Source organism: Dolichospermum sp. UHCC 0259 (assembly GCF_009711935.1).
Taxonomy (GTDB): Bacteria; Cyanobacteriota; Cyanobacteriia; order Cyanobacteriales; family Nostocaceae; genus Dolichospermum.
The window spans coordinates 1-16,720 of sequence record NZ_VIKX01000274.1; the positions used below are offsets into that span (position 1 = coordinate 1).

Annotated in this window: 11 protein-coding genes and 1 pseudogene; 4 read left to right on the forward strand and 8 right to left on the reverse strand. The window is 40.1% G+C overall.

The genetic code is table 11. From position 1 onward, the window contains the following. Positions 1-58: 58 nt before the first annotated feature. On the reverse strand, positions 59-508 hold the full coding sequence (gene ndk, locus FJR05_RS23205; protein WP_168646307.1) for a nucleoside-diphosphate kinase: 450 nt from the start codon (positions 506-508) through the stop codon (positions 59-61). A gap of 376 nt (positions 509-884) precedes the next feature. Here ndk and speA point away from each other — a divergent pair, with 376 nt between their 5' ends. After that, complete coding sequence (gene speA, locus FJR05_RS23210) at positions 885-2,900, forward strand: biosynthetic arginine decarboxylase (RefSeq protein WP_168646298.1); 2,016 nt, start codon at positions 885-887, stop codon at positions 2,898-2,900. A gap of 133 nt (positions 2,901-3,033) precedes the next feature. Here speA and FJR05_RS23215 read toward each other — a convergent pair whose 3' ends face one another. The 3 genes from FJR05_RS23215 to FJR05_RS23225 form a co-directional block, all read right to left on the reverse strand. Then, positions 3,034-4,203, reverse strand: a complete 1,170-nt coding sequence (locus tag FJR05_RS23215; RefSeq protein ID WP_168646299.1) for a sugar phosphate nucleotidyltransferase — start codon at positions 4,201-4,203, stop codon at positions 3,034-3,036. A gap of 168 nt (positions 4,204-4,371) precedes the next feature. Continuing rightward, positions 4,372-5,172: a segregation/condensation protein A gene (locus FJR05_RS23220; RefSeq protein WP_168646300.1), complete on the reverse strand. Its 801-nt coding sequence runs from the start codon at positions 5,170-5,172 to the stop codon at positions 4,372-4,374. Positions 5,173-5,327: 155 nt separating this feature from the next. After that, entirely contained in the window at positions 5,328-6,422 is a 1,095-nt protein-coding gene (locus tag FJR05_RS23225; protein ID WP_168646308.1) for an AI-2E family transporter, read from the reverse strand. Positions 6,423-6,581: 159 nt separating this feature from the next. Here FJR05_RS23225 and pdxH point away from each other — a divergent pair, with 159 nt between their 5' ends. Then, entirely contained in the window at positions 6,582-7,226 is a 645-nt protein-coding gene (gene pdxH, locus FJR05_RS23230; RefSeq protein WP_168646301.1) for a pyridoxamine 5'-phosphate oxidase, read from the forward strand. 424 nt (positions 7,227-7,650) lie between these two features. Next, positions 7,651-8,772: a glycosyltransferase gene (locus FJR05_RS23235; RefSeq protein WP_168646302.1), complete on the forward strand. Its 1,122-nt coding sequence runs from the start codon at positions 7,651-7,653 to the stop codon at positions 8,770-8,772. On the opposite strand, the gene FJR05_RS23240 is transcribed toward FJR05_RS23235, so the two are convergent. From FJR05_RS23240 to FJR05_RS23255, 3 genes are all read right to left on the reverse strand, one after another. Then, complete coding sequence (locus tag FJR05_RS23240; RefSeq protein ID WP_168646303.1) at positions 8,765-8,956, reverse strand: hypothetical protein; 192 nt, start codon at positions 8,954-8,956, stop codon at positions 8,765-8,767. The two genes, FJR05_RS23235 and FJR05_RS23240, sit on opposite strands and share 8 nt — an antisense overlap. Continuing rightward, positions 8,929-12,120 carry an efflux RND transporter permease subunit gene (locus tag FJR05_RS23245; RefSeq protein WP_168646304.1) on the reverse strand — a complete coding sequence of 1,064 codons (3,192 nt, stop codon included), beginning with the start codon at positions 12,118-12,120 and terminating at the stop codon, positions 8,929-8,931. Before FJR05_RS23245 ends, FJR05_RS23240 begins: the two co-directional genes overlap by 28 nt. Before the next feature lie 161 nt (positions 12,121-12,281). After that, a complete protein-coding gene (locus tag FJR05_RS23255) occupies positions 12,282-13,577 on the reverse strand; it encodes an efflux RND transporter periplasmic adaptor subunit (protein WP_168646305.1) in 1,296 nt (431 codons plus the stop codon). Between the two features lie 321 nt (positions 13,578-13,898). On the opposite strand from FJR05_RS23255, the gene FJR05_RS23260 reads away from it, so the two are divergent. Next, complete coding sequence (locus FJR05_RS23260) at positions 13,899-14,687, forward strand: Uma2 family endonuclease (protein ID WP_371416935.1); 789 nt, start codon at positions 13,899-13,901, stop codon at positions 14,685-14,687. Between the two features lie 133 nt (positions 14,688-14,820). On the opposite strand, the pseudogene FJR05_RS23265 reads toward FJR05_RS23260, so the two are convergent. Beyond that, positions 14,821-16,662: pseudogene (locus FJR05_RS23265) on the reverse strand (DUF2157 domain-containing protein); the annotation flags it as partial. Positions 16,663-16,720 lie beyond the last annotated feature (58 nt).

Here is a 16,720-nt window from a genome sequence, read left to right on the forward strand (position 1 = left end):
AATCCCCAATCCCCAATCCCCAATCCCCAATCCCCAGTCCCCAGTCCCCAATCCCTAATTACTCACTTAACCAAGACTTAGAATGAGGTTGCCAAGCAACTAACTCCTCTTCCTTAAACCACAGAGCAATTTCTGTTTGAGCGGTTTCTTGAGCATCAGAACCATGAATGAGGTTACGACCGACATTAACGCCAAAATCGCCGCGAATTGTGCCTGGTTCTGCTGTTAAAGGGTTGGTTGCACCAATAATCTTTCTGGCTGCTGCCACAACGCCCTCACCTTCCCAAACCATTGCTACCACTGGACTAGAAATAATAAATTCTACCAATCCAGGGAAAAAAGGTCTTTCACGGTGAACATCATAATGTTTTTCCGCCAATTCCTTACTGACCTTCATAAACTTTAAACCCACCAGGGTAAAGCCTTTGGTTTCAAATCGGCGGATAATTTCACCCACCAGTCCGCGCTGTACACCGTCAGGCTTAATTGCTAAAAATGTGCGTTCCAAATCTGTCTCCAAAAACATAATCTAATTTTGATGGGTTAATTGTCAGTTGTATTGATGTCTTTTGTCTAGTAGTCTTGCGAATTTTCCCGAAAAATTTGCAGAGATCAGGAAATTAGGAAAACATAGTCTTCTTTTCTTTCTAGTCAAGACTATTCTTATCTCCTTCTAATTCTTCTTTCTTCCTTCTTCCTTCTTCCTCTTGACTCCTTCTTCTTTTCTTCTTTCTTCCTCCTGACTCCTGACTCCTTCTTTCCGACTCCTGACTCCTAGACCTAATTACTAATCCTTAATCAGAAATTATTTCCAGTGGTATATCCGTTACCAAACTATTTTGTTAAATTGTTATTTCGTGGGCGCAATACAGAGGTCAGGAAAAATGGGTGTCGAGTCAACCGCTGATGAGATTGTGAAAGTGCCGTCTAATGGGCATAAAGGCGAATTGAAAAACAAAAAACAGAAACAACTGTTAGTACCTAGTACAAGTACAGGAGATTTATCTGTACCTTGGAAAATTGAGAATAGTGAAGACCTTTACCGCATTGAAGGTTGGGGACAGCCTTATTTTTCGATTAATGCGGCTGGTCATGTCACTGTTTCTCCCAAGGGTGAACGGGGCGGGTCATTAGATTTATTTGAGTTGGTAAATGCTTTAAAGCAGCGTAATTTGGGTCTACCCATGTTAATCCGGTTTTCTGATATTTTGGAAGACCGAATTGAGCGATTAAACGCTTGTTTTGCGAAGGCGATCGCTCGCTATAACTATCCGGGTGTATATCGGGGCGTATTTCCCGTTAAGTGTAATCAACAACGTCACCTGATTGAAGATTTAGTTCGGTTTGGTAAACCCCATCAATTTGGTTTAGAAGCAGGTTCTAAGCCAGAATTAATGATTGCTTTGGCGTTGTTGGATACACCAGGCGCATTGTTAATTTGCAACGGCTACAAAGACCAGGAATACATCGAAACAGCGATGTTAGCCCAAAGACTAGGACAAACACCAGTCATCGTCCTAGAGCAAATTGAAGAGGTAGATTTAGCTATTGCGGCCAGCCGTCAATTAGGTATTAAGCCCATCTTGGGAGTAAGAGCGAAACTAAGTACCCAAGGAATGGGGCGTTGGGGAACTTCCACAGGCGATCGCGCTAAATTTGGTTTGACAATTCCCGAAATTATGGAAGCTGTCGAAAAATTAGCTGCTGCTGACTTACTCAGTTCTTTGCAATTATTACATTTCCACATTGGTTCTCAAATCTCCGCTATCAATGTCATTAAAGATGCCATCCAAGAAGCCAGCCGCATTTATGTAGAATTGGCCATGCTAGGGGCAGATATGAAGTATTTAGACGTTGGTGGTGGCTTAGGTGTAGATTACGACGGCTCTCAAACCAACTTCTACACCTCAAAAAACTACAATATGCAAAACTATGCTAACGACATCGTGGCAGAGTTAAAAGATACCTGTGATGAAAAGCATATTCCCGTACCAACGCTAGTGAGTGAAAGTGGTCGGGCTATTTCTTCCCACCAATCGGTTTTAATCTTTGATGTTCTCAGCACCAGCGATGTCCCTCTTGATCCCCCTTCTCCTCACCAAGAGGGAGAATCCCCAATCATTAAATATCTCTGGGAAACCTACCAATCTATCAACAAAGAAAACTACCAAGAGTTCTATCACGATGCTGCTCAATTCAAAGAGGAAGCCATCAGTCGTTTTAACTTAGGTATTTTGCGTCTTAACGAACGCGCTAAAGCCGAGCGTCTTTACTGGGCTTGTTGTCAAAAAGTTTTAACTCTCATCCGTCAGGAAGAATACGTACCTGATGAGTTGGAAGACCTGGAAAAAATCATGGCTTCCATTTACTACATTAATCTCTCTGTGTTTCAATCAGCACCGGATTGTTGGGCAATTGATCAACTATTTCCCATTATGCCCATCCATCGCCTTGACGAAGAACCAACTCGCAGAGGAATTTTAGCAGATTTAACCTGTGATAGTGATGGAAAAATAGACCGCTTTATAGATTTACGGGATGTCAAATCGGTTTTAGAACTGCACAAATTTGAGCCAGGAAAACCATATTACTTAGGAATGTTCCTAAATGGAGCGTACCAAGAAATTATGGGGAATTTACATAACCTCTTTGGTGATACTAACGCTGTTCACATTAATTTAACCCCCAAGGGTTATCAAATTGAACACGTTGTCAAGGGCGATACCATGAGTGAAGTTTTGAGCTATGTCCAGTATGATTCTGAAGACATGATAGAAAATATTCGCCAACGTTGTGAGCGAGCTTTAGAAGAAAAGCATATCACTATAGCAGAGTCCCAACGACTACTACAAACTTATGAACAAAGTTTACAACGGTATACTTACTTGAATAGTCATTAGTCAGTGGTCAGTGGTCAGTGGTCAGTGGTCATTGGTCATTGGTCATTGGTCATTGGTCATTGGTCATTGGTCATTGGTTGGCAGTAAATTACAACGAACAACGAACAACTGACAACTGACAACTGACAACTGACTAAATTGAACTTGTTCCCAATAATTCGGCGATCGCTTGGTGTTCTAAAGGCGTTTGTGAAGGTGGAGTTTGACGAGCATCAGTAATCAACCAATCCAAAGCCGCAGCTTGGACATCAATTGATGCTCCCGTCTTATCCACACAATAACGTCCAAACACCAGCTTATCTACCAAACGCACACCTGGAGCTAACCGCGACCATTCAAAAATCACACTGTTATCTACAGTCGCCCCACTGCAAATCCAACAATTTGGCCCAATCATCGCCGGCCCAATGATTTTTGCCCCATCCTCAATTTTAGTCATTCCCCCAATATAAACAGGGCCAGTAATATCTACTTTGTCCCAATTTACAGATACATTTAACCCAGTAAAAATACCTGGGAAAACTTCATGTCCAGGGATTTGCACATTTTTAATTTCCCCTGATAAAACACCACGAATTGCTCGCCAATAATCGGGAACTTTACCAATATCTACCCATTCAAAATCCATCGGAATGGCATAAAAAGGGGCATTATCTGCCACCAGTTGGGGAAATAATTGCCCACCAATGTCATACTCCATGCCAGATGGTATATATTTAAACACTTCTGGCTCAAAAATATAAATACCTGTATTGATATTAGTGCTAAGAGCTTCTTCAACAGTTGGTTTTTCTTGGAAAGCTTGAATACGATTATCGTCGTCCGTGACTACCACACCATAACTAGAAACTTCTTCTCTGGGAACTGATTTGGTGATAATAGTAGCGATCGCTCCTTTGGATTTATGCCACTTTACCGCCGCAGTTAAATCTAAATCAATTAAAGCATCACCACACAACACTACAAAAGTATCATCAAAAAATGGGGAAAAATCTTGAATCCGCCGCATACCACCAGCCGAACCAATAGCTTCCCCGACAAGTTTACCGTCATCATCAATCTTACCTTCAAAGGAATAGGCAATCTGCACCCCAAACCTCTGACCATCACGGAAATAACTTTCTATTTCCTCCGCCAAATGGCTGACATTGACCATAATTTCGTCAAAGCCATGTTGACGTAATAACTCCAGCAAAAATTCCATAACCGGCTTTTGCAGTATAGGAATCATCGGTTTGGGAATTGTATACGTAATGGGACGGATACGAGTACCCTTTCCCGCAGCAAGAATCATCGCTTTCATAAAATTTTATTCCTTAGTCATTGGTCAGTTGTCAATTGTCAGTTGTCAGTTGTCAGTTGTCATTGGGAATAGATAGAAATTTATTCTCCCCCTGCTCCCCTGCTCCCCTGCTCCTCCGCTCCTCTGCTCCTCTGCTCCTCTGCCCCTCTGCTCCCCTACTCCCTGCCTTTAAGTAAGTAGGCGGATTTGAATTTCCTGGTAAAATTCTTTTTGAAATAGTTCTACCTTGGATTGAGCCGAAAGTAATAGTAACGCCCAAAAGACGCTAACTAAGTTTCCGTGTTCTGATTCATGATGAGAAGCATTTTTCTTTGGTTGTTTTGTCTTTATCCACAAATCTATCAGTTGTTCTAAATTCCAGCATTGTTCCTCTAAATTTTGCCCTTTAGCAGCACAATTTAATACCTGCTCTAGTTCTAACGCGACTTCTGTTAAATTTTCTTGGTGTGCTAACTCTAGGGCTTCCCTCATAGTTTGCACACTAGGTTGACGTTTCAGTCGCTTAGGTTTATTGACTGTTTCTACCGTTTCTACCAGCTTTAGTTGGCTGGCCATAATTTGTAACTGGTCTATTAACTCTTGTAAAGTTACCCGACGTTTTGGGGGTGGCATAGCTGCCGGACGACGGCGTAAGTGTTGCTCTAGTTGCAAACGATGGGCTGGATATAACAATCCATCCTCAGTTTCTAATAGTGTATCATCTACAACTTCTTCTGGAGTATTATATACTGTTGACAACTGCATTAATGTATTAGCTTTGAATAAAACCAGCATTGATGCTGATAAAAAAGCCTGTCCAGATTGAGACAAGTCACTTTCATAGCCTCTCATAGTTCTTGCTTCTGGAGTCATTAATTCTAAGTAATGGTCAATTACCTCGATAACTCGCACGTCCCAAGGGTCAATTTCCCCCTTTTCAGCTTGCTCAATGAGGTGTGTAATTGTTTCTAATAATTCGACTGCATCCATTTAATTCAAAATTTAATATATGAGGAGAAGGAGTCAGGAGTCAGGAGTCAGGAGTCAGGAGTCAGGGAGCAGGGAGTAGGGGAGCAGGGGAGCAGAGGAGAAAATTATCCAATATCCAATGACCAATGACCAATGACTAATGACTAATAACCAATTTATTCATCTTGTTCAAACTCTGAGCTGTAATTAGCTCGAAAACTAGAGACAAAATCACTGTGATCACTGCCTTTAATGGCATCGAAAGTGCCTTTGATAGTTCCCGCAATTGGTACAGCAACGAGTGTTCCTAATAGTCCAGCAATTTCAAATCCCATTAAAATAGCGATAAAAATCCATAAAGGGTTAAGTCCAATAAAATTGCCCATTAATTTTGGTGCTAACAAATTGTCTTTGATTTGTTGCATGATAATTGCCATTGTAGCGACTGGAAAGGCTAACCACCAATTTTGGATTAATACCAATAATGTAACTAAACCAATGCCTAAAGTTGCGCCAACAATGGGAATAAGCCCAGAAATACCGATAATAATAGCAAATAACAGGGCAAATGGGACTTTCAGAAATAAGAAAGTAGGTGTAAGAGCTATGACCATGAATAGTCCTAGCAATAATTGGCTCAAAAAAAAGTTTTGGAAGTTTAACTGTAATGAGCGGCTAAAAGGGATACCAATATTAGATGGCAGAATATTAACTAAACCAGACCAAACGCGATCGCCATATATGAGCATATAAAAAGCGAGAACGATGACCAATACTACATTCAGTATTCCTGATAATAGTGTTCCGGCAAATCCTACCGCCCCTGAAGCTATTTGCTGTACTAAGTTCTGAATATTAGCATTTATTTGATTTGTTACCAGCTTTAAATCTATAGATAACCGCCGCTGCTTTGCTAAACTTTCTAAATGATCTAAATTAGCTTGACTAGTCGCTAACCAATCCGGAATCTTATTTAAAAGCTGAATGGTTTGATCAATTAACATGGGTACGAGGGTAACACCCAAAACAATAAACAAAGTTAAAGTCAGCATTAAAACAATAATTACTGCTTGAGTGCGGGTAATTCTAACTTTCTCAAGTAACTTCACCGGGTAATTTAATAAAAAAGCCAGAATTGCCGCAATACTAAGAATAGTGATTGGATTTTGGAAATAACGAAATAATACAGACAGTAGCCAGATATTGAGGGCGATAATTGGTCCACTGAGTCCGTAAATTAACAAAGTTTGCAGAGAAGCAAAACGGCGCATCTGATTTAATGTATAAGCAAGGACTTTAGGGGTAAGAGAGGAATGATCACCTAGTGTGGCGGAAGCCATACTTTTGTAATTTCCATTTCCTATTGTCTAAACTATTTACTGATTTTGATCATAAATTTTAACTGATCTAAACTTGAGGAAATAACAAAAATGGATACTAACATAGCGGATCTTCGCAAAGATTACACATTACAGGATTTGAATGAGAAAGAAATTAATCCAAATCCATTTATACAATTTAAAATTTGGTTCAGTCAATCCCTAGCAGCCCAGCTACCTGAACCTAATGCTATGACGTTGGCTACCTGTACGTCCGATGGTCAGCCTTCAGCGAGAATGGTATTACTCAAAGATTTTGATGAACGGGGGTTTGTCTTATTTACTAATTACAATAGCCATAAAGGGCAGGAACTGGCAGCAAATCCCCATGCGGCTTTGGTTTTTTGGTGGGCGGAATTAGAACGCCAAGTGAGGATTGTGGGAACTGTGGAAAAAATTTCTGCTGCGGAATCTGATAGCTATTTTGAAATCCGTCCTGCATATAGTCGGCTTGGTGCTTGGGCTTCCAATCAAAGCGAAGTAATTGCAAATAGAGAAACCCTAGAGTTACAATTGCAAGAGTTTCAGCGCAAATATGAAAATCAGGAAGTTCCTCGTCCTCCGCATTGGGGTGGTTTTCGGGTGATTCCCCAAAAAATTGAGTTTTGGCAGGGAAGATCGAGTCGTTTACATGACCGCCTGTTATATACTCGTGTAGATGATGGCGGCTGGAAAATTGAGCGGTTATCACCTTGATTTAATATTTGATGTCAGCATTCAGCTATCAGCCGTTATGGTGAAGAAAAAGAAAGTTATACACATTTAACATTCTGTATTTACGTATTGAAAACTGATAGCTGAGGACTGAATGTTTAAATGATAATTAATTAAGAAGATCCTGATCAGAGTAGAAAACAGTGATTATTAATTAATAATTCAGTATACAACAGGTTGCGTAGTTAGGAGGTACAAAATCCAAATTGCGACCTATACACAAAGCCAGTTTTGCTCGGTGACTCATGAATTGGTAACTCCTAAATTCTGCCGTAAGTTAATTACCCCAAATTATCTTTGATATATGTTTCTTAATGTACAGTTAGATTATAATGAATTTGTATATAGTAAGCATGACTTATCAAAAAGACCGACAATTTAAATTTTGATACACATTTTTAACTTTATGCGAATCATACATATATTAAATCATGTCCAGGAAATCGGTAATGGTATTGTCAATGTAGCTGTGGATCTGGCTTGTTTGCAATCCCAATCTGGCGATGATGTGGCGGTGATTTCAGCGGGAGGGGGATACGAAAAATTATTAAATCAATTTGGTGTTAAACATTACGAAGTTAACCAAAATCGCCAACCAATAACAATGATGAAGGCGGCGATCGCTTATCGGAAAATTGTGCAAGAATTTCAACCAGATATAGTTCATGCTCACATGATGACTGGTGTGGTTTTAGCACGGGCTTTGAGATGGGAGAATGGATATATTTTAGTGGCTACTGTTCATAATGAATTTCAACCTAGTAGCCTATTAATGGGTTTGGCTGACCGAGTAATTGCTGTCAGTAAGGCTGTCAAAAATTCGATGGTAAAACGGGGAATCCCCGAACAAAAATTACGGGTAATTTGTAATGGAACATTGGGTAGTCCGCGAACTCGGAAAATATCCGATTATCAACCTTTAAGTTTACAAAGTCCAGCGATAGCGAAGCGCACCGTAGGAATCGCTACCGTAGCAGGAATGTATAAACGAAAAGGAATTACTGAGTTAATTGCGGCTTTTGAAGAAATTGCCCAGGATTTCCCCGCAGTACATTTATATTTGGTGGGAAATGGTCCAGATAAACAAATATTTGAGTCTCAAGCTCAAGCAACAGCGGTTAGTGATCGGATTCACTTTGAAGGGTTTCAGCCTGAACCCCAACGTTATTTACTAGCCTGTGATATTTTTGTCTTGGCATCCCACCGTGATCCCTGTCCCTTGGTGCTTTCAGAAGCGAGGGAAGCAGGGTTGGCGATTGTGGCTACTAATGTGGATGGTATCCCAGAGGCGTTGGATAATGGCAAAGCGGGGATATTAGTACCGGTGCAAGATAGTCATCAATTGGCTGAGGCATTAATAAAATTATTGAGTGATGAAAATATACTTCAGGAATGGAAACAGCGATCGCAGGAAAATCTAGAATGGTTAAATGTTTCCCGTGTACATCAAGAAACATTGGCTGTATATGAAGAATTAGAAATTTCCGAATTACCTAAACACGCAAGCACTTTTTCCAGTTCTAGATAATTCTTTCTTCTCTACTTCTCTCTTCTCTCTTCTTTCTTCCTTCCTTCTTCCTCCTGACTCTTGACTCCTGACTCCTGACTCCTGACTCCTTCCTTCTTCCTCCTGACTCCTGACTCCTGACTCCTGACTCCTGACTCCTGACTCCTGACTCCTTAATTAAGTTTTCAGGAAACTTCTTCTCCATACACGCAACCGGATTAATATTGGTCTTGCCCAGCGCACACTGATTAAATCATGTAAAAGTGTGTAAAAACAGGGAATAATAAACAGCGTTAGTAGTGTCGCTAAAGATAAACCCGAAAAGACGACGATTCCCAAGGGTTGGAGAAATTCTGCTCCTTCCCCAATTCCCAAAGCGACGGGAAACATCCCTAGAACGGTGGTAATGGTAGTCATTAAGATGGGTCTGAGCCGTTGGGGTGCTGCTTGCAAAATAGCGGTGCGGCGGTCAATTTTATCCCGTTCTCGAAGTTGGTTAGCCAGTTCGATCATGATAATGGCGTTGTTAACAACAATACCGACTAATAGAACTGCACCCACTATCACCGTTGCGCCAACAGCAGTTTTAGTAATGTAGAGTCCGAAAATACCCCCAGCAAATGCTAAAGGAATAGTAAACATAATTACTAAGGGGTCAACGAGAGAATTGTACTGTACCGCCATGACAACAAATACTAAAAAGGCGGCTAGTCCTCCTAAAAGTAGTAGAGATTGTTGTAATTGTTGATTAGATTCAACGGCTGCACTGGGTAAAATGCTAATACCTTTGGGTAAATCGAGATTGCTGAGGACTTGGTTTACCTGGGAGATAGCTTGACCAAGACTAGCGCCTTCTGTTAAATTTCCCGCAATTAATAATACCCGTCGTTGGTTAATGCGCTGAATTTCTCCCGGTGCTTGACCGGATGTAATTTTGGCAACATCACTCAAGCGAATTTGATAATTGTCATCTACAAATAACGGTAATCTTTCTAATTGAGAAGTTGTTTGTAATGATGCTTCATTTAATTGAACTCGCACATCTACTAAACGGTTATCGCGTTGGAGTTGAGTGGGGATACTACCTGTAATTGCTGTTTGAATTGTCTCCCCAATCTCCTGAGCATTTAAACCGACATTGGCGACTCGTTCCCAATCTGGTAAAATTTGAATTTCTGGTTGACGAGTATCTGCGTCAGGACGGAATCTCACTGAGGTAATTTGCTCATCTAAAGCTCCTAAGACTTGACGACCGGCTGTTTCTAGAGTTTTTGCGTCATTTCCTTGGAGAATGATATCAATATCAGCACCTCTAACGGGAGAGTTATTGAGAATTAAACCCCGGACTTGACCAGCAAAAAGACGCAAACGAATATCCACTAAGTTAAGTGTACCTAGCTGTTTGGTAACTCTTTCGATATAACCATCTATATTACTGCCAGATTTGAGGGTAATGGTGCTGGAACTTCGCAGGGGATTGGAGTTAGTATTACCAGCAAAAAGAGAACCACCAAGGGTAGAAAATACATAAGCTGTTTCTGGTTGGTTGCGGAGAATTTCATCTACCGCTTTCATGACTTTGCGGTTAGTTTCTAGGGGTGTACCGGAGGGAAATTGAGCCGATAAAGTAGCTTGTCCGGTGTTAATGCGGGGGAGGATTTGTTGGGGAATTTGGGGAGCCATCCACCAACTACTACCACCTAAGATGATAATAGCGATCGCAATTGTGAGCAACCGCCAACGTAATATCCCAGCTAAAAACCGTCCATATAATCTTGTAGACGCATCAAACTGACGATTAAATTCTCTCAGTGGCCACAATTTATTTAAAGAACTTGAAGCTTTGATTCCCAATAATTGAGATGTCATCATGGGGACAACAGTTATTGCGACTAAAATGGAAGCTGCTACAGAAAAACTAATGGTGAGAATTAACTCATTAAATAGTAAAGAGATAAAACCACCAATTAACAAAAATGGTAATACCGCAACTAAGTTTGTACTTGTAGAAGCTAATAAGGCTGATTCTACTTCACGACTACTTTCTTCTGATTGTTGAATAACTGATAACTGGGAATTGTTTACCCCTTCGGTAATATTCTCTAGCATAACTATGGAATTATCTACCACAATTCCTACACCCAAGGCTAAACCACCTAAGCTGAAAATGTTGATAGACAAACCAAATAATCCCATTAAAATGATAGCGGCTAAAGATGCTAGGGGAATAGCCAAAACAATAATGAAAGTTTGCCGCAGAGAACCTAGAAAAAGTAAAACAGCTATGGCGGCTAATCCTGTACCAATTATTCCCGAAGTGGTAACGTTAGCGATGGAATTACGAATAAATTTAGATTCATCTAAAGTTGGTGTCAGCGTTGCTTCTCGCGGAATTACACCAGATATTTGGAGTTCTTCTAGTCGTTTTTTGACACTATCAACTACATTAACAGTGTTAGCATCTGGTTGTTTTTGAATACTGATTTTTACAGATTCTTCCCCATTCAATAAAACATATACCCGTTGATTTTCTGCACCATCAATAACTTCGGCAAAATCACGCAAGTAAACGCGGTTTTTGATATTCGAGTTAGGAACAGAAACTTCAAATAATAAATTGTTAATTTCCTCAGCATTGTTGAAGCGTCCCACAGTTCGGGTTAAAGGTTCGGAATTTGTCCCTAAAATTCGTCCACCGGAAATATCTTGATTTCGGTTTTTTAATTCATTGAGAACATCATTTAAACCAACACCCAGAGATTGCAATCTTTCTAAATTAATATTGACCCTAACTTCTTCTTTGACTCCTCCTGAGACATCTACTACTGCGACTCCTGGAACTACGTTTAATTCTCGCGCTAATTCTTCTTCTGCAAATACGCGCAAATCAACACCTTTGAGAGTAGGTGAAGTAATTGCAAATTCATAAACTGGTAATTGGGAAGGATCAAATTTAAATAAACGTGGTTCTCCAATTGTATCTGGTAATCTATTTCTAGCGCGGTTAAAGGTAGCTGTAGCATCATTCAACGCTTGGTCAATATTTCCCCCTGGTTGAAAATATAAATCTAAACTGATGTTACCTTCACGAGTTTGAGAAAAAACTTGTAATACTCCTTCTGTCGAACTAAAAGATTCTTCTAAAGGTTTGGTAATTTCATCAATTGCTACTTCTGGAGAAATTCCCGGTGCTTCTATGCGAACACCAATCCGAGGATAGGTAATTGATGGTAATAAATCTACTGGTAATCGCACCAAGAAAAACACGCCCATGACTATTACTGCCAAGGTTAACATGAGTGTGCCAATATGTTGGCGAATGGCAATAGCACTCAAACTAAATCCATTATTTGTATTTGCTTGTTGCATATAGTAATCTGATTTGATTTGTTAATTTATGTAGATAGGTAATTGGTAATTGGTAATAGGAAAATTATTCCCCCCTGCTCCCCTGCTCCCCTGCTCCTCTGCTCCCCTGCTCCCCTGCTCCTCTGCCCCCATGCTCCCCTGCTCCCCTGCCCCCCTTCCTCTTATTCCTTTTCCGCCAACATTGATAATTTAACAACTGCGCCATCTTTCAATGGTTTACTACTGCGAACAACATAACTTTCTCCTGGTTGTAAGCCTGATAAAATTTCTATTTTGCCGTTAGCAATTTTTCCTAAAGATACTGGACGTTGTTTAACTATGGTTTTTTTATCTGTTTTTTCAATTACGAAAAGTGTAGAGTTGCTATTTTCTAATTGTGGTTTTTTGTCTTGACTACTAATTGCGGTTTCTGGAACAACTACACGCTGTTTTGTTTGGCTGGTAAAGTTAACTCTTGCTAATAGCCCACTGCCAATTTTTCCGCCAGTGTTAGGCATAACAATTTCTATGGGAATTAACCGGGCTGTGGTATCAGCAGTCGGGGAAATACGGGATACTCTACCGATAAATTTTTCGTCAGGAAAGGCATCTAATTTAATTTCTACAGATTGCCCAACTTGGATTTTTGCTAATTCTAATTCAGAAACTTGAGCAACGACTTTAACGCGACTAAAATCGGCAACTTTTAAAACTTCGCTACCAGGTTGTAATAAATTACCTGGTTCTGTGACTTTTTCGGTGACTACACCTGTAATAGGGGAAATTAACCGAGAATAAGAACGACGTTCAACAGCGGCACTAACTGCGGCTTTTTGGGCAAATACTCGACCTTGGGCGGCGGCTACGGCTTGCTGTTCTGTACTGACTTGTGCAGTGGCAGCGCGGAGGGCTTGGGCGGCTGTTCTCGCTCTGGTTTGTGCCTGTTGGGCGTTCTGTTGGGCGATCGCCCCTTCTTTGTATAATTGGGTTAATCTCCGGGAGTCTGCCTCCGCTTGGACTAATTCTAGGCGGGCTGTTTCCACTTGGGCGCGAGCATTACTTACTTGAGTCTGCGCTCTGGCTACTTCTGATTCAGTGGTGGCTAGTTGGGCTTCTGCTTGTTTGACTGCGGTGAGTAAGAGGGTATCATCCAATTGACTGATGATTTTACCCCGTTGGACTGTATCACCGATATCTAAGTTTAAGGAGATAAGTCTGCCTTCCACTTGCGATCGCACAGAAACAATCCGAAAGGGGGCAGTATTACCAATATACTCTGGTTGGGGGCTTAAAGAATTAGTGCGAGCGATCGCTACATCTACAGCAGGTTCTCGATTAGCACGTTGAGGTCTTTGGGATTGTGCTTCCGCTGATTCCTTGGGTAATGAACCACAACTGACTGTTAATAGTGCTATTCCTAACATTGATGGCGTAAATATACGTTGTGCTATAACTAACATTTCTCTGTCCAAAATCATTAATTTTGCTCCTATTCAGATTTTTAGAGTTAATTGTGATTTGTTGATCACAGATAAATTTTTACCAAGTATGATCTAGACATAGATGTATATATTTTCTTGCTCTCTAGAAATATAAACTTAGTATAAAGATTTTTCATAAATTTGCACGTTACTAAAGTCATGCTTTATGCCATATTCTCAAGACAAGAACAAAAAAAGAGATTCTTTAACCCACATTCAAAGAATTAGTTCTAGTATCAATTAAGCATCTAAATATTCAGTTACAATAGGACAATAATAAATTACAAAAAATCCTCACAACAGGGAGTTAGAGTTATGGTGGCTACTCCAATCTCGACTGCTCCACAACTATCAACAATAGCAATCTCTTGGGAAGCATTACCCGAAGATTTTATCCTAGAAGAAGGACTTGTGGAAAACACTGCACAACCATTAATTGCTGGGGCATTACGAGAAAGTCTGGAACTGAGTGGATATATTCAACCCACCATGTTGATAGCTGCTAATTTGGGTATTTGTGCCACAATGGATGGCAAACTTGTTGTCAAAGCCCCAGATTGGTTTTTTGTGCAGACAGTTTCACCCTTGTCTGAGACAACAGATAGACGCAGTTATACACCTCATCTGGAAGGCGAAATTCCCCGCATTGTCATAGAATTTTGCTCAGATATAGACGGGAAAGAATACTCAGCTAAATGTACCTTTCCCCAGGGTAAATGGTTTTTTTATGAACAAATTCTCCAAGTTCCTACCTATGTGATTTTTAACCACCTGACGGCTGAATTAGAAGTTCATCAAATCGAGTCAGGACAGTATAAATTACAGCCAATAGACGAGAATAATCGCTACTGGATTACAGACATGGGATTATTTTTGGGATTGTGGGAAGGAGAAAAAGAGGGGCGCATAGGTTACTGGTTAAGATGGTGGGATCAAGCAGGTAATCTGTTACCTTGGGCAGTCGAAAAGGTAGAACAGGAACGCCAACGGGCTGAACAGGAACGCCAACGGGCTGAACAAGAAAGCCAACGCGCTGAAAAAGAAAGCCAACGGGCTAAAAGATTGGCAGAACAATTACGCGCACTGGGTATTGATCCAATTGATTAAATGTGCCTTTTCCAAAATTGTTGTAGAGATGTTTCCTGGAACGTCTCTACCTTTTATGATTAAATTGTAAAACCTGTAGGAGCGGGGTTTCCCCGCCCTCAAGTGTATTGTATCCGAACGATACCCGCTATAATCAATCCCAATTGGCAAACTCATCACTAATATTGCGAAGTAAGGCAGTTATTTGAGTACGTCGGGTTTCAAAATTAGCAGCAATGTAAATTAACAAAATACCAACCAATAAACCAACAATCCATTTTAAAAAAGAATAACTCAGACTGAAAATTACTAATTGGTAAATGCTAGTAATTAAAAAAGTACCTGTACCAACATAAAGAAAAGCACGGATTTTTAAACCTAAGCCGGCGAAAATACTAATCAAACTAAAAATACCAGGAATAAAAGGTAGATTTTGATAAAACAAAATTGTCCAACCGCAAATTAAACCACTTCCTAACATTCGCAAACTGTGACGTAGGGGTTTTGCTGTTGATAATTTTAGTTGTTCATCCACCTCAGCGATATATAATAAAGATAAACCAATTGGTGTAACATACCAAAGTGAATCTCTGAAGTTTAAGTCATTAAACCAAGTAAACAATGCCCAATCAATTAATATTAAGCTGATGTATGTAAGCCGGATTTGTGTAGCAGCTTTCGCTAAAAAGACGTAGTAAGCAGCAACGATAACCAAAGTAATAGGATAAGTTTGTAATCCCGTTGTTCCTAAAATAATTAATGGGAGAACATAAGCCGTGCGTTGCCAAGGCGTTTGTGACCAACCAAATCTTTGCCAAGGAAGGATATATAGGAAGTAAGCAAATAGGCAGGATATCGCCCCCTGCCAAGGTAGTAATTGCTCAAATATTAATCTTCCTATTGGTAAATTTTGTAAATAAATACCAATCATTCCTACTTCTATTAAACCTAAATAAACCCAGATATCCTGATTGGTTTCTTCAGAATTTTCTCTTCCTTGCCAAATCGCATAGCGAACTAAAAATAATCCAGTTCCTAAGACAATAGAAGAGTTAATTTGGACAGGTAAAGTCATAGCAAAAAGGAATAAAATACTACTCCAACACCAATGGAGATGGGCAATATTTTTTAATTCTCTTGGAGTTAAACAAAGATAACTAATCAGCCAAGGTGTGAGAATACGATAAGCATACATAATGCTAGTACCAAGGGCTGACATGGCAATTAACCCATCACCTAAAACCCCACCGCTAGATAGGGACATTTGATAAAATAGGAGTTCATAAGCAGAAATGGATACGCCGATAATGCCAAAATAAAGCAGAGGTTTAAATGCTTCCCTCCGTCTTCCGACTCCAATCAAAATTAAGGCTACACCCAAAGAACAAAAACCTGTAAAGTTAGCAAAATTATTTAACCGGAAAATGACGCTAAACGCACCATATATTAGAGGAAGAATGTGGAAACTATTGGGTAAGGTTTGTAATTGATGTTTGCGTCGCCACCATTCCCCAAATAGCTGAGTTGTTAACCCTAGAATAATGTTACCTATGGCGATTCTCATCATTGAATGTTCGCCAAATCCTAATATTTCTGCTGTTAATAATTCTAAACACCAACCAATACCATAAAATGCTGCTTCTTTAGATTGTCCCCAACTGCGATAGAGAATTGCCCCTAAAATTATCGCTGTGGTGACAACATAGAAATATTCTGTTTTGAGAATACCTTGATAAATTAAGCTGGCGTGGAGAGTTAAGGCTGATAATTCTATTGTACACAGTGCGATCGCCCATTTATCACTAGCGGCTGCATAAATTATCGCCAATTCTGTACCTTTGCGTAAAAGTACACCACGCCATAGCCATAAACTCAGTATTGTTAATGCAGTAACAACAAACCAACCTGATATTGTTAATTGGATTAAACCAAATACACCTTCCCATAACAATGCAGTCAGGAAACTCAGCCCAAAACCAATAATTGTTCCTGCATATAGGTAACTGTTCACACTCCCCCACTAAAAAGGAATTAGGAAGTAACAGGGATAGGAG

Coding starts and splice junctions, on each gene's coding strand:
- FJR05_RS23235 (WP_168646302.1), top strand. CDS start 7,651: ATGCGAATCATACATATATTAAATCATGTCCAGGAAATCGGTAATGGT.
- FJR05_RS23255 (WP_168646305.1), bottom strand. CDS start 13,577: ATGATTTTGGACAGAGAAATGTTAGTTATAGCACAACGTATATTTACG.
- FJR05_RS23225 (WP_168646308.1), bottom strand. CDS start 6,422: ATGCGCCGTTTTGCTTCTCTGCAAACTTTGTTAATTTACGGACTCAGT.
- FJR05_RS23245 (WP_168646304.1), bottom strand. CDS start 12,120: ATGCAACAAGCAAATACAAATAATGGATTTAGTTTGAGTGCTATTGCC.
- FJR05_RS23215 (WP_168646299.1), bottom strand. CDS start 4,203: ATGAAAGCGATGATTCTTGCTGCGGGAAAGGGTACTCGTATCCGTCCC.
- pdxH (WP_168646301.1), top strand. CDS start 6,582: ATGGATACTAACATAGCGGATCTTCGCAAAGATTACACATTACAGGAT.
- FJR05_RS23240 (WP_168646303.1), bottom strand. CDS start 8,956: ATGGAGAAGAAGTTTCCTGAAAACTTAATTAAGGAGTCAGGAGTCAGG.
- speA (WP_168646298.1), top strand. CDS start 885: ATGGGTGTCGAGTCAACCGCTGATGAGATTGTGAAAGTGCCGTCTAAT.
- FJR05_RS23220 (WP_168646300.1), bottom strand. CDS start 5,172: ATGGATGCAGTCGAATTATTAGAAACAATTACACACCTCATTGAGCAA.